The 25,523-nt window shown below is 37.5% G+C and carries 24 protein-coding genes and 1 tRNA gene; 20 read left to right on the top strand and 5 right to left on the bottom strand.

Going from position 1 to position 25,523, the window contains the following annotated elements:
• Positions 1–54: 54 nt before the first annotated feature.
• Positions 55–1,164 (bottom strand): sensor histidine kinase, encoded by a 1,110-nt coding sequence (locus H0486_RS05410; RefSeq protein WP_228352024.1) that lies wholly within the window; start codon positions 1,162–1,164, stop codon positions 55–57.
• Between the two features lie 311 nt (positions 1,165–1,475).
• Here H0486_RS05410 and H0486_RS05415 point away from each other — a divergent pair, with 311 nt between their 5' ends.
• From H0486_RS05415 to H0486_RS05445, 7 genes are all read left to right on the top strand, one after another.
• The gene (locus tag H0486_RS05415; RefSeq protein ID WP_228352025.1) at positions 1,476–2,021 is read left to right on the top strand and encodes an isochorismatase family protein; all 546 of its coding nucleotides are present in this window, start codon (positions 1,476–1,478) and stop codon (positions 2,019–2,021) included.
• 349 nt (positions 2,022–2,370) lie between these two features.
• The gene (locus tag H0486_RS05420) at positions 2,371–3,303 is read left to right on the top strand and encodes an ABC transporter ATP-binding protein (RefSeq protein ID WP_228354369.1); all 933 of its coding nucleotides are present in this window, start codon (positions 2,371–2,373) and stop codon (positions 3,301–3,303) included.
• A 49-nt stretch (positions 3,304–3,352) separates the two neighbouring features.
• Positions 3,353–4,486, top strand: a complete 1,134-nt coding sequence (locus H0486_RS05425; protein ID WP_228352026.1) for an ABC transporter permease — start codon at positions 3,353–3,355, stop codon at positions 4,484–4,486.
• Complete coding sequence (locus tag H0486_RS05430) at positions 4,473–5,642, top strand: ABC transporter permease (RefSeq protein ID WP_228352027.1); 1,170 nt, start codon at positions 4,473–4,475, stop codon at positions 5,640–5,642. The genes H0486_RS05425 and H0486_RS05430 overlap by 14 nt, the downstream gene beginning before the upstream one ends.
• A 102-nt stretch (positions 5,643–5,744) precedes the next feature.
• Positions 5,745–7,193: a putative DNA modification/repair radical SAM protein gene (locus tag H0486_RS05435; RefSeq protein WP_228352028.1), complete on the top strand. Its 1,449-nt coding sequence runs from the start codon at positions 5,745–5,747 to the stop codon at positions 7,191–7,193.
• A gap of 12 nt (positions 7,194–7,205) precedes the next feature.
• A complete protein-coding gene (locus tag H0486_RS05440; protein WP_228352029.1) occupies positions 7,206–7,982 on the top strand; it encodes a TIGR03915 family putative DNA repair protein in 777 nt (258 codons plus the stop codon).
• A gap of 86 nt (positions 7,983–8,068) precedes the next feature.
• The gene (locus H0486_RS05445; RefSeq protein ID WP_228352030.1) at positions 8,069–8,491 is read left to right on the top strand and encodes a hypothetical protein; all 423 of its coding nucleotides are present in this window, start codon (positions 8,069–8,071) and stop codon (positions 8,489–8,491) included.
• A 105-nt stretch (positions 8,492–8,596) separates the two neighbouring features.
• Here H0486_RS05445 and H0486_RS05450 read toward each other — a convergent pair whose 3' ends face one another.
• From H0486_RS05450 to H0486_RS05460, 3 genes are all read right to left on the bottom strand, one after another.
• On the bottom strand, positions 8,597–9,001 hold the full coding sequence (locus tag H0486_RS05450; RefSeq protein WP_228352031.1) for a Fur family transcriptional regulator: 405 nt from the start codon (positions 8,999–9,001) through the stop codon (positions 8,597–8,599).
• Positions 9,002–9,017: 16 nt separating this feature from the next.
• Positions 9,018–10,205, bottom strand: coding sequence for a beta-phosphoglucomutase family hydrolase (locus H0486_RS05455; RefSeq protein WP_228352032.1), 1,188 nt, complete (start codon positions 10,203–10,205; stop codon positions 9,018–9,020).
• 273 nt (positions 10,206–10,478) lie between these two features.
• Entirely contained in the window at positions 10,479–10,883 is a 405-nt protein-coding gene (locus H0486_RS05460) for a putative ABC transporter permease (protein WP_228352033.1), read from the bottom strand.
• Positions 10,884–11,057: 174 nt separating this feature from the next.
• On the opposite strand from H0486_RS05460, the gene H0486_RS05465 reads away from it, so the two are divergent.
• From H0486_RS05465 to nifJ, 10 genes are all read left to right on the top strand, one after another.
• Positions 11,058–11,558, top strand: coding sequence for a CYTH domain-containing protein (locus H0486_RS05465; protein WP_228352034.1), 501 nt, complete (start codon positions 11,058–11,060; stop codon positions 11,556–11,558).
• Between the two features lie 99 nt (positions 11,559–11,657).
• The gene (locus tag H0486_RS18300; RefSeq protein WP_267023374.1) at positions 11,658–11,792 is read left to right on the top strand and encodes a hypothetical protein; all 135 of its coding nucleotides are present in this window, start codon (positions 11,658–11,660) and stop codon (positions 11,790–11,792) included.
• 51 nt (positions 11,793–11,843) lie between these two features.
• Positions 11,844–12,008, top strand: a complete 165-nt coding sequence (locus H0486_RS05470; protein ID WP_228352035.1) for a hypothetical protein — start codon at positions 11,844–11,846, stop codon at positions 12,006–12,008.
• Positions 12,005–12,652, top strand: a complete 648-nt coding sequence (locus H0486_RS05475; RefSeq protein WP_228352036.1) for an HDIG domain-containing metalloprotein — start codon at positions 12,005–12,007, stop codon at positions 12,650–12,652. Before H0486_RS05470 ends, H0486_RS05475 begins: the two co-directional genes overlap by 4 nt.
• Before the next feature lie 301 nt (positions 12,653–12,953).
• Entirely contained in the window at positions 12,954–13,856 is a 903-nt protein-coding gene (locus tag H0486_RS05480; protein WP_228352037.1) for a sulfide/dihydroorotate dehydrogenase-like FAD/NAD-binding protein, read from the top strand.
• Between the two features lie 84 nt (positions 13,857–13,940).
• Complete coding sequence (gene gltA / locus H0486_RS05485; protein ID WP_228352038.1) at positions 13,941–15,326, top strand: NADPH-dependent glutamate synthase; 1,386 nt, start codon at positions 13,941–13,943, stop codon at positions 15,324–15,326.
• 38 nt (positions 15,327–15,364) lie between these two features.
• Entirely contained in the window at positions 15,365–16,912 is a 1,548-nt protein-coding gene (locus H0486_RS05490) for a putative bifunctional diguanylate cyclase/phosphodiesterase (RefSeq protein WP_228352039.1), read from the top strand.
• Between the two features lie 35 nt (positions 16,913–16,947).
• Positions 16,948–17,697: a hypothetical protein gene (locus H0486_RS05495; RefSeq protein ID WP_228352040.1), complete on the top strand. Its 750-nt coding sequence runs from the start codon at positions 16,948–16,950 to the stop codon at positions 17,695–17,697.
• A gap of 178 nt (positions 17,698–17,875) precedes the next feature.
• Complete coding sequence (locus H0486_RS05500; protein WP_228352041.1) at positions 17,876–18,838, top strand: DUF5688 family protein; 963 nt, start codon at positions 17,876–17,878, stop codon at positions 18,836–18,838.
• A 213-nt stretch (positions 18,839–19,051) separates the two neighbouring features.
• The gene (gene nifJ, locus H0486_RS05505; RefSeq protein WP_228352042.1) at positions 19,052–22,591 is read left to right on the top strand and encodes a pyruvate:ferredoxin (flavodoxin) oxidoreductase; all 3,540 of its coding nucleotides are present in this window, start codon (positions 19,052–19,054) and stop codon (positions 22,589–22,591) included.
• A 171-nt stretch (positions 22,592–22,762) separates the two neighbouring features.
• On the opposite strand, the gene H0486_RS05510 is transcribed toward nifJ, so the two are convergent.
• Positions 22,763–22,835: transfer RNA gene (locus H0486_RS05510), tRNA-Arg, on the bottom strand.
• 224 nt (positions 22,836–23,059) lie between these two features.
• Between H0486_RS05510 and H0486_RS05515 the strand changes: the two genes are divergently transcribed.
• The 3 genes from H0486_RS05515 (at position 23,060) to rluF (ending at position 25,414) form a co-directional block, all read left to right on the top strand.
• The gene (locus H0486_RS05515) at positions 23,060–23,926 is read left to right on the top strand and encodes a hypothetical protein (RefSeq protein WP_228352043.1); all 867 of its coding nucleotides are present in this window, start codon (positions 23,060–23,062) and stop codon (positions 23,924–23,926) included.
• A gap of 55 nt (positions 23,927–23,981) precedes the next feature.
• Positions 23,982–24,416, top strand: a complete 435-nt coding sequence (locus H0486_RS05520) for a hypothetical protein (RefSeq protein WP_228352044.1) — start codon at positions 23,982–23,984, stop codon at positions 24,414–24,416.
• A gap of 236 nt (positions 24,417–24,652) precedes the next feature.
• On the top strand, positions 24,653–25,414 hold the full coding sequence (gene rluF, locus H0486_RS05525) for a 23S rRNA pseudouridine(2604) synthase RluF (protein WP_228352045.1): 762 nt from the start codon (positions 24,653–24,655) through the stop codon (positions 25,412–25,414).
• Positions 25,415–25,523 lie beyond the last annotated feature (109 nt).

Genomic DNA, 25,523 nt, shown 5'->3' on the forward strand with positions numbered 1-25,523 from the left:
CCTTTCATAAGAGAGTATTATTTAATGGATAGAATGGTTCATGATTATTCGTATTTAATTATTCTCATTTTTACGAGGGAATGAAATAAATAATTGAAAACCGTTCTCTGTGGAGAAATTAATGAAGCCATCAAAGCTTTTCACACGATTACTAATATTTTGCAATCCCAAGCCTTCTCCGAACTCCTGTTTTTCAAAGGCATTGGATAGAATAGCTCTCTTTTCTTCTGTGATTGTACCGTTATCTCGGATAATCAATTGATACATGGCAGGATGCTCCCGTAGAAGTATGGATACCTTGGTTGCATCGGAATGCTGAATAATATTGGCCAGAGCCTCTTTGATTATGGCAATTATGGATTGCCTCAGCTGTAGTTCTGGTGAATTGCTGATATCATATTCATAATTAATGGGACAGAAGGTGAAGTTCTTTACCAGGGTATCAATCTGAGAGAATAAATCGATGGATTCATCGTACATTTGATGGATGGTACTTCTAATCTGATTCATACCCTCTGATAAGGATTCTTTTAATACTGTGAGACCTTCTTTAGTTGCTTCATCCTGTGTGACGGTTAACAAAGCGCCAACCTGTAACAAAGCTCTGGACAACATATGACCAATACTATCATGCAATTCTCGTGAAATACGATTTCGTTCATTTAAAGTAGCAAGATTAATTTCATAGTCCTGATTTTGTAACAGGTTCCTATTTTGCTCTTGTAGAAGTAAGGACATATGAGTTGTATTGTCTCTTAAGTCGTTATATTCTGTCCGTAGGGTATTCAAGCGATCTGTTCTATGTTTAAGCAGGATCGCGAAGAGAATTAGGATGAACATGATTAAATATTCCACTAATGAATAATAGGAGTATAACACAATCATTATGAGGGGAACGATAATTATGGCTATTTGATATTTTGATCGTACCACATCATATATCAGAATGGGGAGAAAGACGATAAAGGTTGGGAATGCAAGGCAGAGTAAAGTAACTATGAGAAGACCGGCTAATCGGATCCAATCGTTGTCAAAATAGGTGATAAGACTACTTACTACAACTACAATAATAACCGGAATAATCGCATAAATATTATTAAAATTAAGAAGATAAAAGACAATACTGCATAGGAATAACAATAATTTATCAATGATTTCGTACATAGATACTCCTTATTACATTCCAATCTGGTTCTTTATTTGCATGCCTGTACTGATATAGTTAAATTGATACAGTTTTAGTATTGCATGGTAGCTTTATTATGTCAAGCTTGTGCTTCGTTGTTCTATATTCCAGGAAACTTTATAATGTATTCTTTCTCTTGTAAGTAGGAAAAGCGGATGCTATAATACGTGTATCCTTCAATCGAGAAATCTCGAAAATCCATTTAAAGCATTTATAGTGATGAACATATGGGAATATATATGGATATGTGAAGGGTGTTAATATTATTACTGAAGAAGGAGAATGATACATGAGAGTATTAGCGGAAGATACAATTGCCCTGATTATAGATTTTCAGGAACGCCTTGTCCCTGTTATGGATAATAAAGAAGCTTTACTACATAATACGGAGATACTGATGAAGGGGCTGGTTACGTTGGGAATTCCGATGATTGTAACGCAGCAATATACCAAAGGAATAGGCATGACGGTCCCGATTCTGGCGAATGCCTATGGGGATAATTTTGAATATTATGATAAGGTAACCTTCAGCTGCGCGGAGGATGAAGCAATTCTTAAGAAAATTGAGGAAAGTGGCAAGAGAAACATTATTGTCTGTGGAGTGGAAGCCCATATCTGCGTACTACAAACCGTTATTGATCTTCTTGAGAGAGGCTACCATGTTATCTTAGTAGAGGATTGCATTGGGTCTAGAAAGCAAAATGATCGTCTGATCGCAACACAAAGAGCAGCTGCTGAAGGAGCGTTATTAACCACATATGAAGCGATTCTTTTTGAATTAACCAGAGTTGCTAAAACGGACACCTTCAAGGAAATCTCAAGACTTATAAAATAAGGTAGAATATTAGGTTGAATGAACTCATACATGGACATAAACCGGGGTTGCAGGTTACAGGCAAAAAAATGCTTGTGGCCAACGACCCCGGTTTTTGTCTGCTTTTCATTGACAAAGCCTGATGAGTGAAGCGGAGCTGGATGAATTCCATCGAAATATAAATATGACATTTGTCATTCGATATAGTGACGCACTTCACTATGATATATTCCTTCCATTGTGTATAGTATTATCAGAAAATAAGTTAGCCTGTGGAAATGAAGAATACAGACATTTATATACTGTATGCAGACAGACAACAGGATTAGCTTTGAATAAAAGCAATGCATGAAAAGAATGGAGGATTATGATGATAGTTAACATTAATGGACTGGTAAAACGATATGATAAGCTGGTTGCATTGGATTATTTGAATCTACAGGTTGAAGAAGGAGAAATCTATGGATTACTTGGACCGAATGGTTCTGGTAAGACAACAGCAATCAATTGCATGTTATCCTTATTAAAGTATGATAAAGGAACCATTGAAATCTTTGGTAAGCCAATGAGACCGGATGCTTATGACATTAAGAGGGATATCGGAATTATCATGCAGAATGTAGCGGTGTTTGATGAACTGACGGTATACGAGAATGTATCATATTTCTGCAGTCTGTATATCAAGGACAAGGAACAAGTCAGACGTTTGACAGAGGAAGCGATTGCATTTGTATCTCTTGAGGACTATAAAAAGTTTTATCCGAAGAAACTCAGTGGTGGCCTACTGCGAAGATTGAATATTGCTTGCGGTATTGTTCATAAACCTAAATTGGTTATATTGGATGAGCCTACGGTGGCGGTTGATCCTCAGAGTAGAAACAGAATTCTGGAAGGAATAAAAAAATTAAATCAGGAAGGAGCAACAATAATATATACTTCCCATTACATGGAGGAAGTGGAACAGATATGCTCCAAAATTGCGATCATTGACAAAGGCAGAGTGATTGCGAAAGGAACTAAGGAGAAACTGAAAGCAATGATTTCCATTGGGGAAAAAATCAGTATGGAGATTTTCGACTTGAAAGAGAGACAGGTAGAGGAGATCCGGAAACTGCCAAATATCTACACGGTAAACTATAATGACAACCTGCTTGAAATAAAGTCAAAGAAGGGAAAGAATAATCTGGTTACCATACTGGATTTCATGGCACAAAGAAATATCAAGTTCGATAAGGTAATTACAGAAATGCCCACACTAAATGATGTATTCCTTGAAATCACGGGAAAAGAACTAAGAGATTAAGTGTTATCTTGGAGGAAAATGTTTCGATTATGACTGAATGGAGGTCAATATGAGCTATCAACTATATATAACCAGACTAAAATGTTTATTAAGAAATAAGCAGGCTATTTTCTGGAGCTATCTGTTCCCGTTATTGCTTGCCACCTGTTTTTATTTTACACTCAATAACCTATGGAAAATTGAAGCCTTTGAAACCATTTCCATAGGATATCAAGAGATGCCAAATGATTCAGTTGATTTTAATAAGTTACTGAGCGAAGCGAAGGTGAATGATCAGACTCCAATGTTTGATATCACATACTGTGATGAAGAAGAGGCAGCCATATTATTTTCAGAGAATAAAATTGATGCGTTTATTATCGGAGGTACAAAACCGGAGCTGGTGATTAAAAGCAACGGATTTAATCAGACCATTGTAAAGGCTTTTATAGATAATTATTATCGCATGTCATCAGTGATTTCTACTGTCTTAAGTGAAAATCCCAATGCAATTTCGGAAGGACTACTTGATGATGTCATGCAGATTGATACCTTTGTGGAAGAAAAAATGAACGGAAAAAAACCGAATCAGGCTTCAATTTACTTCCATGCTCTATTTGCGATGACGTGCTTGTTTGCAACGAACTGGGGATTGGATGAAGTCGTAAATATTCAGGCAAATCTATCAGCAAGAGGAGCGCGAGTGAGTGTGTCTCCTGTTAATAAAATGAAGCTTTATTTCTACAATCTGCTGGCAGCATTTACAGGACATATGATAGGGGTTGTTCTTTTATTCCTTTATATTATTTTTATTCTTAGGATGGATTTTGGTAATAATCTGTTCTTTATATTCGGAATATGTATCATAGGATCATTAACTGGCCTGTTTTTAGGTTGTACGGTGGGCGTATGGCTGAAAATGAAAACAGAAGCGAAAGAAGCCATCCTAACTACAATCGTTATGCTTGGATCATTTTTGTCTGGAATGATGTATGCAGATATCAAGTATATCATTGCAAAAAATGTACCAATCCTGAGTTACATTAATCCTGTGAATCTGGTGGCAGATTCCATGTATAGCGTATATTTTTATGATACCTACGAGAAATTTTACTTGAATGCCACAATCCTCAGTATAATGTCAGTATTGCTTTGTATTGCTTCATATCTTGGAGTTAGGAGGAAAAGTTATGCAAGTATTTAAAACATATTTTAAAATACTAAGAAAGCAGTTGCCATCCCTTCTGACCTATGGAATCGGATTTCTCGTACTAACATTTATCATTAATATCAATATCAAGGATGGTCAGGAAAAATATGAACGTAGTCTTGTAAGAACAATGGTAATTAATGAAGACGGAGAGAGCAGCCTGATTGATGGTTTTCTGAAATATATGGAAGATTATATTATTTTTGTGGAGCCAGAAGTGGATGAGACAGCAAGAAAGGATGCGTTATTCTATAATCGTGCGGTATATATATTAACAATACCGGAGGGCTTTACAGAGAGTTTTTTAAATAACGGTACGGTATTGCTGGAGAAGCAAACAATACTGGATTCCATTGAGATTGTAACGGTTGACGATGCAATTGAACATTATTTTAATATGGCAGCTATATACTTAAAAAATATTCCTGATATTGATTATAAGGAACTTAACAAATACATTGAAGCAAGCTTACAGCAGGATACTCCGCTTCGTTTTCATAGAGAGGTAAAGAAGGACCAGAATAACTTTAACATCGTTAACCAGTATTTCTTTAATTATCTGGGTTATATTATTATAGGAGCTTTTGTTTCCGGAATTAGCATCGTTATGTTTTCCTTTCAGGGAATTGATATTCGAAGAAAACATGCTGCTTCTCCGCTCACACAGAAGGAAATGAGTGTACAACTGATAGCCGCAAATATCATATTTGCTGTTGTATATATTATTGTTTTCATTATAGCCAGCTTACTATTAAATAAGCCGAAAATCAATGGTAATACATTATTATTCTGGGTTAATCTGCTGATATTGGGTATGACAGCATTAAGCTTCAGTTATCTGGTAGGTATTACCGTTAAAAGCCGGAAAGCCATAGCTGCAATTTCAACAGGAGTATCGTTAAGCTTAGCTTTTGTCAGCGGAATGTTCGTTCCACAGGACTTTCTGGGTGCTCCAGTGCTTAGAGTAGCAAGCTTTACGCCAACCTATTGGTATGTGAAAGCGAATAATATACTTGGATCCATATCCGAACTTCATAAATCGGATCTGTCAGATATTATGGTTTGCATGGGTATAGAGATAGGTTTTTCAATAGCTATTTTATCCATTGCCTTAGTAATTCATAAACGTAAACAGCAACAGGCATATTGATGATCGCTTATATATAGAACAAATGTTTGAGAAAATATTGACATAATCGCTTTGGTTTGGTACAATTAATAGAACAAATGTTTGATTTATAAGGAGCGAGTTATGGTCATTCAAGAGAGTATGAGTCTTCAAAGAAAATTAGAAATTCTTTCGGATGCTGCGAAATATGATGTTGCGTGTACCTCCAGCGGAGTAGATCGTAAGGGTAACAGTTCCGGTATGGGGAATAGTCTGGCTTGTGGGATCTGCCATACTTTTTCTGCAGATGGACGTTGCATTTCTCTATTGAAAATATTATTTACCAATGAATGTATATTTGATTGCAAATATTGCATCAACCGCTCCTCTAATGATGTCGTGAGAGCTTCCTTTACACCTCAGGAGGTAAGTGAGCTTACGATGGAATTCTATCGTCGGAATTATATTGAAGGATTATTTTTAAGCTCAGGGATATTAGTTAGTCCTAATCATACGATGGAGCTGATCTTGGAGACAGTCCGTCTGTTACGGGAGGTACATCAATTTAACGGATACATCCACTGTAAAGCAATACCGGGAGCAGATCCGGTACTGGTGGAGATGCTGGGATGGTATACAGATCGTATGAGTGTTAATCTGGAACTGCCCACAGCGGAAAGTTTGAAGGAATTGGCACCGCATAAGAACCGGAAGAATATCCTAAAGCCTATTCGACAGATACAGCTGGGAAGACAGAATCACAGAGAGTACATTGGGCTTACGGATCATCAGATGCTACCAAAGCAGATTGCATCTAATAAGCCAGATAAGCAAGATCTTGAGATGAATGAAGTTCTTTCCATGAGTTCCGGTATTGTGCCGTATACGAAGAAGCCTAAGATTAAGAGAAGCTTTGTTCCTGCTGGTCTAAGCACTCAGATGATTATCGGAGCTACGAAGGAAACGGATTATCAGATTATGTCCGTGGCAGAAGCACTTTATGATAACTTTGATTTGAAGAGGGTATTCTACTCCGCCTTTATGAACGTGAACCAGGACAATAGACTTCCGTCTACAGAAGCAGGCCCCCCTTTACTTCGGGAACACAGGCTTTATCAGGCAGATTGGCTTTTAAGGTTTTATGGTTTTCAGACCATGGAGCTATTGGATGAGCAACACCCTAATTTTAATGTGTTATTGGATCCAAAATGTGATTGGGCTTTACGGCATCTGGAGATGTTCCCTGTGGAAATCAATAAGGCAGATTACTATACATTATTAAGAGTTCCTGGTATTGGCACAAATTCAGCGCAAAGAATCATAATGGCAAGAAAGAGTGCGGTGCTTGATTTTCAAGATCTTAAGAGAATGGGAATTGTATTAAAGAGAGCAGTGTATTTTATTACCTGTAATGGTAAAATGATGTATCCGATTAATATCGAAGAGAATTTCATTACACGGCAGCTTGTTGCTCTTAAGGATCAGATACCATTAGGTATCGATAAGGATATCACTTATCAGCAGCTTTCCTTATTTGATGATGTGAATTTCAAAATCCCATATTCCGGAACGAGCATGGTAGCCAATATATAGGAGTATTATGTGATGCATACAAAACGAATATACCTATGTGATAATAGTATAGATGGAATATTTACTGCAATTTACATTGCCTGGAGTTCAAGACTTGGGCATTCTAATATTAAAATAGAAGAAAAAAGTGAAGGAAGCAATTACTCCAATCTGGAATTATTCTCTGATTATGTGCCCGTTGATACGGACTATGATTTATCAATGAAGGTATCTGAAAGTATACGTAAGAAAATATCGGAGGAAGCATTTGAGATGGTTTGTAGAGTAGCTTTATCAGACTATGTCGGAAAAGCTGATCTGATTTACCGATTTCTTATTCTTGGCTTTGCCATGGGGAATCAGATATTACAGCATCTCAGCAATATTACGGTGAATACTGTTTTCAAGATAAATCGTAATGTGAATTTTGAGGTACATCATTTACTTGGTTTTATACGCTTTTCAGAACAGGCAAATGGATTATTAACTTCCGTAATTCATCCCAAGAATAATGTTCTTTCATTGGTAACCCCACATTTCGTTGATCGGCTTCCACAAGAAGGATTTATAATATGTGATGGTAATAGAAAGCTTGCTTCTATTCATGTACCGGGAAGCCAGTGGATTATTGCAGAGGTACCTGAGCTAAATCTGGAGATGGGCAGGGATATATCTTTCATGGAAGATGAATATCAGGATTTATGGAAAGCTTTTTTTGATCATATAGCGATTCAGGAGCGTGTAAACCCTAAGCTTCAAAGGAATAATTTACCACTTAGATTTCGTGGAGATATGACGGAGTTCCAATAATAATCGTTTTTCACTCTCTGCATAAATTATCAACAGATAGAGATACTAATCTTGTAATATGATAATATTTTATAGGAGGAGTATCAATGAAAAAGAAATTTGGTATTTTAATAGCTATATGTGCTATAACCATGTTTGCTTTTGCAGCATGTGCGGCTGACAGTGATACAAATAACGCTGCAACCGAGGATGATGATAGTATAGTAGATGATATTGATGATATTGATGTTGACGATCCAATCGGCGGCGATATAACAAATGAAGGAATGAACCGTGGACCTACAGGTGGAACTAGTGGAAGTATAGATAGAGGAGCCACAGGAGGAACTACCGGTGGTGCTAATGGAGGAACTCCCGGAGGTACGAATAGTAATGGTGTTACGAACGGGACAGGAGGAACTACTGGTGGAACAACGAATGGAACAACGAATGGAACAACTGGTGGAACTGGTGGAGGAAATGGTGCTGCCGGTGGAACAGGTACTGGCGGTGGAGCAGGTACTCAGTAAGTAGATATTGTGAAAGGACTGCGGATACAATCACGCAGTCCTTTTCTTATTCATGATAATCGTAATTCGCTAAGAGTACCTTCTATACGCATGGGTAAATTGAATTTATTTTATTTGATGTTTTCTGGCACAGGTTTTACATAAACCGTTTATCTGAATTTGATGATTTCTTATAATGAATCCCTCTTCCTCCATAGCATTCTCCAAGGCATGAATCGGACAAGATGGAAGATCAAATACTTTCTTGCAGTCATCACATATTACTAAGTGCTTATGTTCGTTACGATCTGCTTTGATACGATAGAATATTTCATTATCCTTAAGGTGATACTTATCGATCAGATTTTGCTGGAGCAGAGAATCAATGTTTCGATATATGGTTGATTTGGCGATTTTAGGAAGTTCGACTACGATATCAGCATATATTTCATTGATAGACATAGGACGGTCAGTCTTTTTCAGAATTGACAAAATTAATTGCTTTTGCTTTGTGTTCCTTTGGACTTCCATAACTACCTCCTTTTGCCTAGTATCCCGTGTTTATAATTTCATAGACATCATAAATTTTATTATTTCGACTCATCTCAGTCTTCTTTTTCATGCCAACCTTTTGCGCTAACAATGCAGATGGCAGATTGCCTTGTTCAATATTCGCTATAATGCGTGGTATATCATAGTTTTGAAAGCAATATCGGATTGTAGCAGCCACAAATTCCTTGGCATATCCATTACCTTGATGAACAGGGTCTATGAAATATCCAATCTCATGATAATCCTCTCGATCATCTGATTTATATTCAATCCCGCATCGTCCGATGAGGCGATTGCTATCCTTTAAATAAACTCCCCATAAACCATAGCCATACAAATGATAGATATTTCGGATATAAGCCTTAAGCTTGTCTTTTTCGATGGAAAGATCTTCAGAAAAATCCTCCAAATAACTTTTAATTTCTGGCTTTTGACAGATTAAGAATAAATCCTCAATATCTTCCAGGGACAATTCGCGAATAGTAAGTCGATCTGTATGGAATAGAGTTGCAGGCTCGTAATGTGCATGCTGATAAACCTTATTCACAAAAGCATAATCTACTTCATCAAATCCTTCTACCAGAATGAAAGCTTTACTCAAATCCTGCTTACCGGAGTTAGGGTTGATAAATCCAATACAAGTCATACCGGCAGCATTGGCAGCAGTCACTCCATTATAGGAGTCCTCTATAACAACACACTGAGAAGGATTGACTCCGATTTTGTCAGCAGCTTTAATAAATATCTCGGGGTCAGGCTTTGTGCGCTTAACCATATTACCAGATACATATCCTTCAAAGTATTCCTGAAGCTTTAGTGAACTAAGAACCTCTTCGATGGCCTCAGAGGGTGAGGAGGAAGCGATAATTAGCTTTATACCATTCTTATGTAAATCCTTAATTAGGTCTATAACATAAGGTATAACTGTATGACCTTCATCCTTCAGTAAGGTCGCCTTCATTTCATCATTTACCTGTAAAAGCTCATCCGCTGTACAGGGAAGGGAAAATTGCTTTATAAACTGGTTACACATATTTATAGTAGTACTGCCAATATACTCATCTAATTGATGAATTGTAATTGATATATTATATCTCTCTAATGCCATTAATGCGGCTCTTGCGTGCATGGGTTCACTGTCGATTATTACGCCATCCATGTCAAATATTACAGCTTTTAACAAGTAACTCTTTCCTCCAATAATATCTATAGTAGATTATTTAAACTTTATTATAATGCTCACCACATAGGTACAATATGATTAAATCAGGGCTTTGTGTAAGAAAAACTTCCTGTATAGTATACAACTTTTTCATAAGCCTTTCAAGATAGCAGCATATCTATTTCATGAAATGAATATAGCAGAGATGGCTCATTAGATTACTAACACCTTAATTTATATTAATTGCATGACAAAATATACTGCTGTATAATTATGTTACAATCATTTACGAGACTAATTACGTTTTAATAACTTTTCAAAAAAGAGGCCTGCAAGGAACCATGCAGGAGCATAATCGAACCGGACAACTCCTTTATAGTTTAGTTTTGCTTTACTGTAATCCCAGGGACATGCACCATATTTTTTTAGAATTACACCGGATGTGTATTCCGCAATATAAATAAAAAAAGCATAAACACCTCCTCTGACCAGTGCATTCCTATTCTTCAGTTTATTACAAATTGGTGTTAAGCATGCGGCTAAACCATAGATGGGGAACATCCATACTGATGTATGACAGGATAGAGTTTTATCCTCATGTTTTTTGAGAGAAGCAAGTCCTGTCCACATACATTCCATACACCAGCCACAAAAACCGCATAATATAAAGTTATGAAAAAAGCTTTTTTTTGTTTTCATAGCGTTATTATCTGCAAATCATATTATCCTATACGATGAAAAAGGAATAACGTTTAGAAGGTAAAAATATACAGGAACACTAAAATCATTCACAAATATGAACCATACAGAAACAAGACAAAATAGTAAAATAAAGCTATACAGAAATCAAACCATATAGAAAGGAAATAATAGATGGAAATTGAGCGTAAATATGAGATTCATAAGTTACCTGAAAAACTCTCACAATATTCATATAAGAATATTGAACAGGGCTATCTTTGTCATAAGCCTACGATAAGAATTAGAAAAAGCAATGATCAATATATTTTAACCTATAAGTCAAAGATACTTCAGAAGGATCAGGATGCGTCAGATAATCCGGTGATAAACGATGAGGTAGAGCTACCCTTGACAGAAGAAGCATATCTAAACCTGAAAAAGAAAATAGACGGTAATATGGTCTATAAAACGAGATATTTGATTCCGCTTCAGGATCATTTAACTGCAGAGCTGGATGTGTTTCGGGAACAGTTATCTGGATTGATGATGGTAGAGGTGGAATTTCCAGATGTAGAAGCCTCTAAGAAATTTGTGCCTCCGGATTGGTTTGGAAAGGACGTTTCTGGTGATAATCGATTTACCAATTATTATCTGTCCACTATTACTGATTATAAAGCTTTGCTTACAGAATAATATACCTTTCAATGCATGCATTGGATAGAACGGATTGGAGCATAATATTCATGTAACTATATTTCATTTGACTAGGATATAACTATACAGGAGGATATTATGCCGAAAGATAGTCAACCTGATAATAAGAGAGCCCGTGTAGATAAGGCGAAAGGCCAGACGCCTATTACAAAAGAAAATCAAAATAAGAATAAGAATGCAAAGCGTCAATCAATTCCAAATAATGATGTGTGATTTCCGATTAAGAAAAACTGACAACCTATTTCAACAGAATGGAGGAATAGTATGGCAAAAGCCGGTATGAGAAGACCAGATATTACTGAACCCCATGGGACGGAAGCCAGGCAACGTATGCATGTTAAAAAGAACGAGGTAGAACCTGTTCCAGAGATATCAGGGAAGGCAAAGGCTGGGCATGAAAAAGCAAAGCCCATGCGTAAATCGGAATGAATACATTAACGAATGATATGAAAGTGGCTTTATATCATGAAATAACAGAGCATTTGCTAAAGGATGAGAAGCCTTCTGACTATTTACAGGAAAAATCAAGAGAATGTGAATTTCAGGAATATCCCTTTCATTTATTAATCGATCTGAAAAAAACCGAACAGTCGGAAAAGTATCATCCGGAAGGATCCGTATGGAACCACACCATGCTTGTTCTGGATGAGGCTGCAAAAGTAATAACTCAGAGCAAGAACCCGAAAGCCTTTATGTGGGCAGCCTTGCTTCATGATATCGGAAAACCTGGTACGACTCGTATGAGAAAAGGAAGAATTACTTCATATGATCATGATCGGGAAGGAGAGAAGATTAGCAGGGAATTTCTGAGTGCTCTAACTGATGAGGAAGTATTCATTGAGCAGGTGTCAGCTTTGGTTAGATACCATATGCATATGCTTTATGTCCTTAAGAATCTACCCTTTCAAGATATAAAGAATATGGTGAATAGAGTGGAACTGGAAGAAATTGCTCTGCTGTCAAAGTGCGACCGGTTAGGCAGAATGGGAGCAGATCGCCGAGAGGAAGAAGAACAGTACCAGGAATATTGCAGGCGATTAAAAAAAGAGTATGATAATAAAATTAACAAGTAATAATAGGACGATTTTTCTGTTGTAGTATTATGCAAGCAGCTGAGATAATTCAAGTCTGTTTATGTATAATTACAGAGTCAACAGGAGATATCGTCCTATATTTTACTTCTTATGTAAAAAATATATTTAATTTATATAGGATTTTGTCATTATCTATAAAAAATGCTGAAAAATAATTAGTAATGATCTTATTCCAAAAAAAAACTGGATTTTTTGAAATATGTACCGTATAATTGTAATAATGTAATAATAATCTAGGGTTTACGATTAGCATTCTGTTATAAGAAAGAGGTTAAACGAAATGGCTGAGAATTACAAATACACAATTACGAAGAAAGAAGCGCTGGCGAATTCTATTTATCTTATGGACGTTCTGGCACCCCGAGTTGCAAAGAATTGTTACCCCGGACAGTTTGTCATTGTCAAGATAGACGAAAAGGGAGAGAGAATCCCATTAACGATATGTGATTATGATAGAGAGGCAGGAACTGTGACCATCGTATTCCAAGCGATTGGACCATCAACACAGTTGATGTCTCAGTATGAAGAGGGAGAAGCGTTTCGAGATTTTACCGGACCGTTGGGTCATAAATCTGAGCTAATCGATATGCCTAGAGAGGAGCTCTCGAAGAAGCAGATTTTATTTGTTGCGGGAGGAGTAGGTTCAGCTCCCGTATATCCACAGGTAAAGTGGATGAAGGAGAACGGATATGATGTTGATTGCATCATTGGTGCAAGAAATAAGGATTTAATTATATTAGAAGACCGTATGAGGAAATGGGCTAAGAATCTGTACATAACCACGGATGACGGTTCTTACGGTTTCAAGGGCAATGTCAATGAGTGTATCAAGGATCTGGTGAATAATCAGGGAAAGAAATATGATCTTGTTGTTGCCATCGGGCCGATGATCATGATGAAGTTCGTTTGTATTCTAACGAAGGAATTAGGAATTAAGACAATCGTAAGCATGAATCCTGTTATGGTGGACGGAACAGGAATGTGTGGTGCATGCCGTTTGTCCATAGGGAACGAGGTCAAGTTTGCCTGTGTGGATGGTCCGGAATTTGATGGACATCTGGTGAATTTCGATGAGGCATTACAACGCCTGCAAATGTATAAATCACCCGGAGGTAAAAAGATTCTTAGAGAAAAAGAAGGGGCTACACATCACCATCCTGGATGTGAATGCCACGAAGAATAAATGTGACAAGGCTTCAGAAGTATATACGAACTGTTATATAAGTTTACGATTTGTATGGGAATGTTTTAGGAGGAAATTTAATAGATGGATGTTTTAAAAAAGGTACCTGTAAGAGAACAAGATCCAAAGGTTAGAGCAACGAATTTTGAAGAGGTCTGCTATGGATACAATTTAGAAGAAGCGCAAGCAGAAGCGTCACGCTGTATTCAGTGCAAGAATCCTAAGTGTGTAGGTGGTTGTCCGGTTAACATTGATATACCGGGATTTATTAAGGAAATTACGAATGGAGATATCGAGAAAGCATTTAAGGTAATCGGACAATATTCAGCACTTCCCGCTGTTTGTGGCAGAGTATGTCCTCAGGAAAGCCAATGTGAAGAGAGATGTATTCGTGGTATAAAGGGAGACCCTGTGTCCATCGGAAAACTGGAGCGCTTTACTGCAGATTGGGCAAGGGAGCATAATATAAAGCCTGAGATGCCAAAGGAAAAGAATGGCAGAAAGGTTGCAGTAATCGGTGCTGGCCCTGCTGGTCTGACATGTGCTGGAGATCTTGCGAAGCTTGGATATGATGTTACTATTTTTGAGGCATTACATGAGCCAGGCGGAGTATTGGTGTATGGTATCCCAGAATTCAGACTTCCGAAAGAAACGGTAGTAAAAGCAGAAATTGAGAATGTAAAAGCTTTAGGCGTAAAAATAGAAACAAACGTGGTGATTGGTAAATCAACTACGATTGATGAACTTATGGAGGAAGAAGGCTTTGAGGCGGTATTCATAGGCTCCGGTGCTGGACTTCCTAAGTTCATGGGTATTCCGGGTGAGAATGCCAATGGCGTATTTTCAGCAAATGAATATTTAACACGAAACAATCTGATGAAAGCCTTTGATAAGAGTTATGATACACCGATAATCGCTGGTAAAAAGGTGGCTGTAGTAGGTGGTGGTAATGTTGCCATGGATGCAGCCAGAACAGCATTGAGATTAGGTGCAGAAGTATATATAGTATATCGTAGAGGTGAAGCGGAGCTTCCTGCCAGAGTGGAAGAAGTACATCACGCGAAAGAAGAAGGAATTATCTTTAAGCTATTAACGAACCCAAAAGAAATTCTTGTGAATGAAGATGGATGGGTATGCGGAATGCGTTGTGTTGAGATGGAATTAGGGGAACCGGATGAATCTGGAAGAAGAAGACCGGTGGAAAAGAAAGATTCCGAGTTTGTTCTGGAACTTGACACAGTAATCATGTCATTAGGAACAAGCCCGAATCCATTAATATCATCAACAACTGAAGGATTGGAAGTTAACAGACATAAGTGTATTGTGGCGGATGAGGAGACAGGAATGTCTTCAAGAGAAGGTGTGTTTGCCGGTGGTGACGCTGTTACTGGTGCGGCGACAGTAATTCTAGCTATGGGAGCAGGTAAAAAAGCAGCTGCCGGAATTGACAGGTATTTGAAATCAAAATAACAAAGGATAATACGTTAGGGGAACGTATTGGAGGACTTATGGGATATTTTAAAATCGACCAGTCAGTCGGAATTCTAATATTATCTACGGTGATAGTGCTTGTAATTGTGTTTATCATACTCTGTTTTCGTGTGAAAAAAGTGAAGCAAACCTATCGTATGCTTGAACAGGATAATGATAAGCTGAAGGACAAGAATAGAGAGCTTGAAGAGATGTATAACTCAACGCTTTCGTCATTAAGTGATCTGACAGTAAAATATGAAGAACTGAACAAAAACAAGGAAAGCATGAAGAAACTGGCATATACTGATTATCTTACAGAGTTGCCAAATCGTACAGCATTTACGGAAATGCTTGATAATATTATGCTCACCTTGCGCAGTGAAGAAACAATTGCAGTTATGGATATCGATATTGATAACTTTAAGAATATCAATGATTCTCTTGGCCATTCTTACGGCGACGAGCTATTAATTGATGTAACCTACCGATTGAAGCAGGTTATGGATGAGAATGATTATTTGGCTCGAATAGGCGGAGATGAGTTTATCCTGCTATCACAGAATTTGAAGGACACCTTAGCGTACGAAGAAAAAATAAAAAAGATTAAGAATGTATTCAGCTATCCATTTGTTCTGTCTACGAAGGAGTACTTTGTAACAGTAAGTATTGGTGTTGCATTTGCTCCAAAGGATGGTAAGACGTCCCAGATATTAATTAAAAATGTTGATTCAGCAATGTATGTTGCAAAGGCAAATGGGAAGAATACGCATGCATACTTTGATTATTCTTATAATCAGAAGCTAACTGAAAAAATCGAGACACAATCTGAACTACGAAAGGCTTTGGAACGGGATGAGTTTGTGCTATATTATCAAGCACAGATGGATTTAAGTACTAAGAAAGTTGTTGGCTTTGAGGCGTTAATACGCTGGCAGCACCCGACAAAGGGTTTGATCTATCCGAATGATTTCATTTCCATTGCAGAGGAAACAGGATTAATTATACCAATCGGGCAATGGGTACTAAAGACGGCATGTACACAGCTTAAGCAATGGTCAGAGGATTATCCCGGTATTAATATGGCAGTTAATCTATCGGCAAGACAATTCAAGGATAAGGATCTGGTGAAGCTGGTATGTGATGTAATTCATGAGACAGGCATTAACCCTAATAATCTTGAATTGGAGATTACAGAAACCATAGCACTTGATGACATAGAATACACCATATCAACAATTAAGGAGCTGAGAATGATTGGCGTAAGCTTTTCGTTAGATGACTTTGGAACAGGCTATTCTTCCATGAATTATCTAAAGAGACTTCCTGTAAGTAATCTAAAAATTGATAAAAGCTTTTTAGATACTGTTATGGAGGATAGCTGCGATCAAAAGATTATTCAAACGATTATTACCTTAGCTCGAAATCTCAATCTGTATGTGATTGCTGAGGGTGTTGAGAGCTTTGATCAGGAGAGCTTCCTAAAGGAATCACAGTGTAATAAAGCACAGGGGTATTTATACAGTAAACCAGTTCCAAAGGAGCTTGCAATCAGCTTCCTTGAAAAACAAGGTGGCAGTTTCTAATAACGCATTAATATTTAAAAGTGGAGGAGACCTATGTGAAGCCCGTAATTAAGAGTAAGCAAATGCTGTTCGTAATATTACAAATCATATTATATGCAGTTTTTCTGACTCTGGATTTCATGGGCAGGAGTATTCGTTTTTCCAATTATATTAAATTCTGCATGATTATTGTATGCTTTTGTTATGTACTTTTTTCTAGAAAAAGTATGGACAAAGGCATACTTTTTTGCCTTCGGGCAGCTCTGTTCTTTACTGTAATATCAGATCTTTTTATATTGATTTTGGACTATTATATTTATGGCGTATCAACATTCATTATTGTACAACAATTGTATGATATCCGTTTATTATTGATACGAAGCAAAATAAAAGATACCACTAAGCTGTTTTTTGCATATTTACTTCATCTATTCATTAAAATTGGAGTAGCGTCGGTGATCTGTATCCTGTTATTCGCATCAGGAGTTACGTTGGATGCTCTGTTAATTATCACTACGTTTTATTTTGTAAGTCTTCTTTATAATGTATGGATGTCTGTGATAACTGCTCGGTTAAATCCAAGGTGTCATGGGAATATTTTATATGCTGTAGGGATGATCTTATTTTTATTATGTGATATCAATGTGGGACTTTTCAACCTGACGGGATATATTGCTTTGTCACCGACTGTCTGTGATATCATAGAAACTGTGTCCGGGATGTTGATGTGGACCTTTTATGCGCCCGCCCAGGCCCTTATTGCTATCAGTTCTGATTTTACTATTCGACAAACTGAACAAAAATAAGGAAAATATTTATGGAAAAACATGGATATGTAATTCTTGCGAATCCCGTGTTCGTCTGGTAAAATGAATCTTACGAAATCATATTTCTTATCTCAGCTCTATTTCATTTGATCGTTATATCTTATTCTTCCCAAAGTAAAATCAAAACTATATTCATTTCAAAGGAGGACCGCTATAAATGATTCAATATGTTAGGGAATCAGCATTGGATTACAAATCGTTTATTAATGAAATCATAGCTTCAGTACAGGAGAGATTGGGTGAGAACTATACCGTTCGAACCTTTAAGGTAACTAAGAATAACTCGTTGGAGCTAGATAGCCTGATCGTTGAGGAGGAAGGGAAGAATTTTTCACCGAATATCTATTTAAATCCCTACTTCAAAGCCTATACAGAAGGGACAAAGATGAATGAATTGACAGAAAGAATCTGCAATATCTATCTGAATTCGAAAGCTCCGATTACAGAACCGCATTTTACCTATACCTTTGATAGTATGAAGCCCTTTATTATTTATCGACTTGTCAGCTATGAGAAAAACAAAAAGCTTCTTCAAAATATTCCTCATATAAAATATTTGGATTTGGCCATTACATTTCATTGTCTGATACGGGATGATGAAGAGGGGATTGGGACGATTCGAATTACGAATGATCATATGAAGTCCTGGGATACTTCTCTTCAGGAGCTGCATTGCCTGGCGGCCCTTAATACGCCAAAGCTTTTTCCACCTTCCATAAACACTATGGATGACGTTATTCGTGGTATGTTGATGAATGACTTTATGAACAATTCGGAAGATGTTTTTCCTGAAGAATTGTTTAATCATATGATATACGATAATGAAATTCCCAATGAAAAAAAGATGTATATTTTAACGAATCATAAAGGTATTAATGGTGCAGCATGTCTACTTTATAAGGATGTTCTTGGAGCTTTTGCCGAACAGGTACAGTCAGATTTTTATATTCTTCCCAGCAGCATTCATGAATTGATACTAGTTCCCAATCATAAACAGCTTACCAAAGAATCCTTGAGTGACATGGTAAAGGATGTAAATCGTACACAGGTAGCAGCTGATGAGGTTCTTTCCGATAAGGTCTATTATTATTCCAGAGAATTAAAAGCAATAATTTTATAGGATTACGGTGTCAAACACGGATTTCCATTGAATATCCAATTAAGACCATAAGACAGTAAGTTTATAGGAAATTTAGAATTATTAGGCACATTTGATGTTTCATAATTTTAAATAATGTGCTATAATTTTGAATCGACGAATGTGTACATAAATTGATTCTTACTAATTAGTCTTACCCTAATCAGGATAAAATAATTTAAGGAGGATATTTCAATGGCAAGGAAAATGAAAACAATGGATGGTAATAACGCAGCAGCACATGTCTCCTATGCATTTACGGATGTCGCAGCTATCTATCCCATTACACCAAGCTCCGTAATGGCTGAAGTGACTGATAAATGGTCAGCTGATGGCAGAAAGAACATCTTTGGACAAGAAGTAAAAGTCGTAGAGATGCAATCAGAGGCAGGTGCAGCTGGTACAGTACATGGATCTTTGGCAGCGGGAGCATTAACAACGACATTTACTGCATCCCAAGGTTTATTATTAATGATACCTAATATGTATAAAATTGCAGGTGAGCTACTTCCAGGCGTGCTGAATGTATCTGCTCGTGCAGTTGCCAGTCATGCGCTATCAATTTTCGGTGATCATTCCGATGTTTACGCATGTCGTCAGACTGGTTTTGCCTTACTGGCAAGCAGCAACCCTCAGGAGGTTATGGATTTAGGTGCAGTTGCACATCTGGCAGCAATCAAAGGTAGAGTGCCTTTCCTCCATTTCTTCGATGGATTTAGAACTTCCCATGAAATTCAGAAAATTGAAATCTGGGACTATGAGGATTTGAAGGATATGGTAGATATGGATGCGGTTGAAGCATTCCGTCGTCGTTCTTTAAATCCTGAACATCCGGTACTTCGCGGTTCCGCACAGAACCCTGATGTATTCTTCCAGGCAAGAGAAGCATGTAATACATACTATGATGCTATTCCAGGCATTGTAGAGGAATATATGGATGAAGTGAATAAGAAAATCGGTACAGATTATAAGCTCTTCAATTACTATGGTGCTAAGGATGCAGAGCAGATCATCATTGCAATGGGATCAGTTAGCGATACGATCGAAGAGACAATTGATTATCTGAATGAAAACGGACAGAAGGTTGGACTTGTAAAGGTTCGTCTGTATCGTCCTTTCAGTGCAAAACATCTGATCGATGCTATTCCTGATACGGTTAAGAAGATCTCCGTATTAGATAGAACCAAGGAGCCCGGTGCACTTGGAGAGCCTCTATACCTTGATGTCGTAGCAGCCTTAAAGGAATCTAAGTTCAAGGATGTTCCTGTATTTAACGGTCGCTATGGTTTGGGCTCAAAGGATACTACGCCGGCTCAGATTATTGCAGTTTACAAGAACAATAGCAAGAAGACATTTACCATTGGTATCAAAGACGATGTGACCAATCTGTCCCTCGATACGGAAAAGGCTCCTACAACTACTCCGGAAGGAACCATTAGTTGTAAGTTCTGGGGGCTTGGTTCAGATGGTACAGTTGGTGCGAACAAGAACTCCATTAAGATTATCGGTGATCATACCAACATGTATGCTCAGGCATACTTTGACTATGACTCCAAGAAGTCCGGTGGCGTTACAATGTCTCATTTGAGATTCGGTAAGAAACCGATTAAGTCCACCTACTTAATTACAGAGGCAAACTTTGTAGCTTGTCATAATCCTTCCTACGTTAGAAAGTACAACATGGTTCAGGAGTTAAAGGATGGTGGAACCTTCCTGTTGAACTGTGGATGGAATATGGAAGAAATCGAGAAACACTTACCTGGACAGATGAAGCGTTATATGGCAGAACATAATATTAAGTTCTACACTATCGACGGTATCAGTATTGGTAAGGAGATCGGATTAGGCGGACGTATTAATACTATATTACAAGCTGCTTTCTTTAAGCTTGCTAACATCATTCCTGTTGAAGAAGCAGTAAAATACATGAAGGATGCTGCTACAGCATCTTACGGCAAGAAGGGAGAGGCAGTTGTTGCAATGAACCATGCAGCAATTGACCGTGGTATTACTGATGTTAAAGAAGTAAAGATTCCGGATAGCTGGAAGAATGCAAAGGACGAAGAGCTGTTTGTAAAAGTTACGAATGGCAGAAAAGAAGTCGTTGACTTTGTTAATAATGTTCTTACGCCAATTAATGCGCAACAAGGTAACACTTTACCGGTATCCGCATTTGTTGATAATGCAGACGGTACCCTTCCGCAGGGATCAGCTGCATATGAAAAGCGTGGTATTGCAGTGGATGTTCCGACATGGAATCCGGAAAATTGTATTCAGTGTAACTTCTGTGCTTATGTATGTCCGCATGCTGTAATTCGTCCGGCAGCATTAACCGCTGAGGAAGCTGCAAAGGCTCCGGAAGGAATGAAGAAGACAGCTATGAATGGTCTTAACGATATGGAATTTGCTATTACGGTATCCGTTCTTGACTGTACTGGATGCGGTTCCTGTGCAAACGTTTGTCCAGGTAAGAAGGGTAATAAGGCACTTGTTATGCAACCTCTGGAGACTCAGTTATCCGAACAGAAGGTATTTGATTATGCCTTGAGCTTAGAGGAAAAACCGGAGGTATCAGAAAAATTCAAAGACATTACGGTGAAGGGTAGCCAGTTCAAACAGCCTTTACTTGAATTCTCAGGTGCGTGTGCAGGCTGTGGTGAGACTCCTTATGCTAGATTGGTGACACAGTTATTTGGAGATAGAATGTTTGTAGCCAATGCTACTGGATGTTCCTCAATTTGGGGTGGTTCTATGCCTTCTACTCCATATACAGTTAATAAGAAGGGACAAGGACCTGCATGGGCTAACTCCTTATTTGAGGATAATGCTGAGTATGGTTATGGTATGTATCTGGCACAGCAAACCTTAAGAAACAGACTTAAGGATAAAATTGCGGCATTAGCAGAAACTTCTAAGAATGATGAAGTTAAGAGTGCAGCAGAAAGATATCTTGCTACCTATGAGAATGGTCGTGAGAACTCTGGTGCAACCAGCGCACTTGTTAGAGCATTGGAAGCATGCGGATGTTCCGAGGCAAAAGAAATCTTAAAGGATAAGGACTTCCTATCCAAGAAATCACAGTGGATCTTCGGTGGAGATGGATGGGCATATGACATCGGTTTTGGTGGTTTGGATCATGTTATTGCCAGTGGTCAGGATGTGAATATCTTAGTATTTGATACAGAGATTTACTCCAATACGGGCGGACAATCCTCCAAATCAACCCCTACAGGTGCAATTGCACAATTTGCTGCAGCAGGTAAGGAAGTGAAGAAGAAAGATCTGGCACAGATTGCTATGAGTTATGGTTATGTTTATGTGGCACAGATCGCTATGGGAGCAGATTACAATCAGGCAATCAAGGCTTTCGTAGAGGCAGAAAGCTACAATGGTCCTTCCATTATCATTGCTTATGCACCTTGTATCAGCCATGGTATTAAGGGAGGTATGTCTACAGCTCAGACAGAAGAGAAGAATGCAGTTGCAGCAGGATATTGGCACAACTTCCGTTTCGATCCTCGTTTGAAAGAGGAAGGAAAGAATCCATTCCAGTTAGACAGTAAAGCACCTACCGCCAACTATCAGGAATTCCTTATGAACGAAGTTCGTTACAGCTCACTGAGCCGTCAAAATCCTGAGAGAGCAAAACAGTTATTTGAAATTGCAGAGAAAAATGCGGCGGAGAAGTACGCTCATTTAGTTAAGCTCTCAACGCTATATGATACAAACAATTAATCAGATCATAGTAAGACGATCTTATTGATGGTGATGACATAATTCATAAGATATAATGAAAGAAAAATATCCGGTGTTCTGGGAACACCGGATATTGCTTTATATACTTATATAAATGGCTATAGATATTATCTAAGATATGTGAATATATAAGGATTACGAAAAGTTAAATGCACCTAACTGGATTTGAACCAGCGGCCTTTCGCTCCGGAGGCGAACGCTCTATCCACTGAGCTACAGGTGCAAGTCTAGGCTCATCGAATTATTATCCTGAGCCTTGGACTATGTTATTATATACTATCTAAAAAGCAAAGTAAAGAAGGTTTCTTCAAATTTCACATCATAGAATTAAATGTTACAAAAATGTTAAATTGTATTACATAAAAATTACAAATCGTTGTTGACTTTTTCGTCATATTTTGATAGAATGAAAAAAGGAATTATATAATACATAATCGAGGAGATATAATGAAACTTAAATATAAAAAGATCATATTATTTACAACTATGAGTACTATGGGAATTGGATTATTAACACTTTCCATAACTCAGGACAAGCCCAAGGCGAAAGAGTCTGTGAATGGAGCACCAAGAGTGGAAGCCAGTTTGCTGTCCGATACAAGTTCTACAAGTGTCGATGAGGTATATGAGACTACGGCAGTGGCGTCTCCAACAGAGATGCCATCCGCAACCATAACACCGGAACCAACTGAGGCTCCTACTCCTACACCATTACCTGTGTATGAGATAGAGAAGGAAGGATATCCGGAAATCGAAGAATTATTTAAAAAATATTATGTTGCAAAGAATAACTGTGATGTTGATCAATTAAAGTCTATTCTTAGCAATCCAACAAAGGTTGAATCTCAGGAACAGCTGCAAAAGAAAACGGAATACATCGATGAGTATCAGAAGATTAAACCTTATGTTAAGAAAGGTGCTCAGAAAGGAACATATATTGTATATGTTTATCATGAGATAAAGTTTACCAGTGTGAATACACCGGCGCCAAGCTTATCAAAGTTCTATGTGATAACGGATGCAAGGGGTGACTTGAAGATCTTCTCCGGTGAGATGGATGAGGAATTAAAGGCTTATTATGATGCTAGAAACACGGATGAGGATGTAGTTGAAATCATTAATATGACCAATAAGAAGAGTGAGGAAGCGAAAGAAAAGGACGAGGACTTACTCAACTTTTGGAAGAGTATTGAGAAACTGACAAATAATAATAAAAAGTCTGATACAGATACAAAGAATGAAATGAAGGACTCCTCAGAGGCTCAGGATACTTCAGCGACAGACAATCAGGAAGAGACTACTTCAGAAGAATAAAATAATAATAACTCCTTATACTATTAATAATTTAATAGGATAAGGAGTTTTTTATATGATTGGTAATGTTGATTTAGATTTGCTGGAAAAGACATATCAGAATGCCTCTACGGGAATCATAGCTATTGAAGAGGTGATTGATAAGGTTACTAATGAAAAGATGAGTATTGACTTGCATCGGCATTTACGTGATTATCAGGAAATTGCAGATCGGTCGAAGCAGCAATTAGAGATGAATAATGCGAAAGTAAAAGAAAAGTCCGTATATGACCGGATGATGATGAAGGGTAATGTCAAGATGAATACATTATTCCAGTCATCTGATAGTCATATTGCTCAAATGATAATACAGGGCAGTACTATGGGAGTGACCCAAATGACCAAACTGATACATGAAAGCAAAAATTCTGACGGTATTAGTAAACAGATTGCTGAGGAGTTTGTAAAGAAGGAAGAGGACAATATTGAAACTATGAAAAAATATTTATAGTGTGAGAAATAAATTTAGAAAAGCAATTTCTGAGTATTTCAGAAGGAACATTAGAAAACCGAGAAAGTATGTTATGGTAACAACAGCTATTCCGTATTTCACCACACAAACGGAAGGTTTTGTAGATACCATTACATACTTTCTTGTTATATCAGATGATACATTCTATAACTAGACGAAAGAAAGGAAATCAATTATAATAAAGCTTACAAAAAAGGATTTGTATGGAGAAAAATATGGCAAAGAGAACTAAGAATTTAACCTCTCAGGGGGAGGAAAAAGAAGAAATTAGAATTAACAAATTTCTAAGTGAAGCAGGAGTATGTTCCAGAAGAGAGGCAGATCGCTACATTTCTGAAGGAAAAGTAATGATAGATGGCGTTGTTGCTCAAATGGGCTCTAAGGTTACAAAGAACAACGTAGTTACCTTTTGCGGTAAGCAGCTTCAAAAGGAAGAAAAACTGGTACTTATAGCATTTAATAAACCAGAAGGAATTGTATGTACAACCGACCCAAGAGAGCCTGATAATATTATAGATTATATTAACTATGGAATGAGAATATATCCTATTGGTCGTCTGGACAAGGATTCAGAAGGGCTAATTCTACTAACCAATGACGGAAATATCGTAAATAAAATACTACGTGCAGAAAATAAGCATGAAAAGGAATATATCGTAAGAGTAAATAAGGAAATAACATCGGACTTTATAAAGAATATGTCAGTGGGTGTACCAATCCTGGATACCGTTACGAATCCCTGTAAGGTGGAGATGATTGACAAATATACCTTTCGAATTACCCTGACACAGGGGCTCAACCGACAAATTCGACGAATGTGTGAGTATTTTGGATACCGTGTTGTACACCTTAGACGTGTTAGAATTATGAACATTCAGTTAGGAAGGTTAAAGACGGGTGATTTCCGTAATGTGACAGAGAAGGAAATAGAGGAGTTAAACCGGTTAATTCAAAAACGTAAAAGTGTGCAAAATTAGTTTATTAGATGACAGATTTAAATTTCATATTTGGCATCCGATGGAAGGCTAATATGGTATACTGAAGGTGCTAGAGCTAACGTAAAAATGATAAAAGGAAGGTATTGAT

Source organism: Variimorphobacter saccharofermentans (assembly GCF_014174405.1).
Taxonomy (GTDB): domain Bacteria; phylum Bacillota; class Clostridia; order Lachnospirales; family Lachnospiraceae; genus Mobilitalea; species Mobilitalea saccharofermentans.

What these genes read in the sequence shown, in the direction of transcription:
- H0486_RS05415 (WP_228352025.1), top strand. Translation starts at nt 1,476, where the DNA reads ATGAGAGTATTAGCGGAAGATACAATTGCCCTGATTATAGATTTTCAG.
- H0486_RS05465 (WP_228352034.1), top strand. Translation starts at nt 11,058, where the DNA reads ATGGAAATTGAGCGTAAATATGAGATTCATAAGTTACCTGAAAAACTC.
- H0486_RS05430 (WP_228352027.1), top strand. Translation starts at nt 4,473, where the DNA reads ATGCAAGTATTTAAAACATATTTTAAAATACTAAGAAAGCAGTTGCCA.
- H0486_RS05470 (WP_228352035.1), top strand. Translation starts at nt 11,844, where the DNA reads ATGGCAAAAGCCGGTATGAGAAGACCAGATATTACTGAACCCCATGGG.
- H0486_RS05460 (WP_228352033.1), bottom strand. Translation starts at nt 10,883, where the DNA reads ATGAAAACAAAAAAAAGCTTTTTTCATAACTTTATATTATGCGGTTTT.
- H0486_RS05500 (WP_228352041.1), top strand. Translation starts at nt 17,876, where the DNA reads ATGATTCAATATGTTAGGGAATCAGCATTGGATTACAAATCGTTTATT.
- gltA (WP_228352038.1), top strand. Translation starts at nt 13,941, where the DNA reads ATGGATGTTTTAAAAAAGGTACCTGTAAGAGAACAAGATCCAAAGGTT.
- H0486_RS05435 (WP_228352028.1), top strand. Translation starts at nt 5,745, where the DNA reads ATGGTCATTCAAGAGAGTATGAGTCTTCAAAGAAAATTAGAAATTCTT.
- H0486_RS05420 (WP_228354369.1), top strand. Translation starts at nt 2,371, where the DNA reads ATGATAGTTAACATTAATGGACTGGTAAAACGATATGATAAGCTGGTT.
- H0486_RS05475 (WP_228352036.1), top strand. Translation starts at nt 12,005, where the DNA reads ATGAATACATTAACGAATGATATGAAAGTGGCTTTATATCATGAAATA.
- H0486_RS05425 (WP_228352026.1), top strand. Translation starts at nt 3,353, where the DNA reads ATGAGCTATCAACTATATATAACCAGACTAAAATGTTTATTAAGAAAT.
- H0486_RS05410 (WP_228352024.1), bottom strand. Translation starts at nt 1,164, where the DNA reads ATGTACGAAATCATTGATAAATTATTGTTATTCCTATGCAGTATTGTC.
- H0486_RS05480 (WP_228352037.1), top strand. Translation starts at nt 12,954, where the DNA reads ATGGCTGAGAATTACAAATACACAATTACGAAGAAAGAAGCGCTGGCG.
- H0486_RS05440 (WP_228352029.1), top strand. Translation starts at nt 7,206, where the DNA reads ATGCATACAAAACGAATATACCTATGTGATAATAGTATAGATGGAATA.
- H0486_RS05450 (WP_228352031.1), bottom strand. Translation starts at nt 9,001, where the DNA reads ATGGAAGTCCAAAGGAACACAAAGCAAAAGCAATTAATTTTGTCAATT.
- H0486_RS05490 (WP_228352039.1), top strand. Translation starts at nt 15,365, where the DNA reads ATGGGATATTTTAAAATCGACCAGTCAGTCGGAATTCTAATATTATCT.
- H0486_RS05445 (WP_228352030.1), top strand. Translation starts at nt 8,069, where the DNA reads ATGAAAAAGAAATTTGGTATTTTAATAGCTATATGTGCTATAACCATG.
- H0486_RS05520 (WP_228352044.1), top strand. Translation starts at nt 23,982, where the DNA reads ATGATTGGTAATGTTGATTTAGATTTGCTGGAAAAGACATATCAGAAT.
- H0486_RS05515 (WP_228352043.1), top strand. Translation starts at nt 23,060, where the DNA reads ATGAAACTTAAATATAAAAAGATCATATTATTTACAACTATGAGTACT.
- H0486_RS18300 (WP_267023374.1), top strand. Translation starts at nt 11,658, where the DNA reads ATGCCGAAAGATAGTCAACCTGATAATAAGAGAGCCCGTGTAGATAAG.
- nifJ (WP_228352042.1), top strand. Translation starts at nt 19,052, where the DNA reads ATGGCAAGGAAAATGAAAACAATGGATGGTAATAACGCAGCAGCACAT.
- rluF (WP_228352045.1), top strand. Translation starts at nt 24,653, where the DNA reads ATGGCAAAGAGAACTAAGAATTTAACCTCTCAGGGGGAGGAAAAAGAA.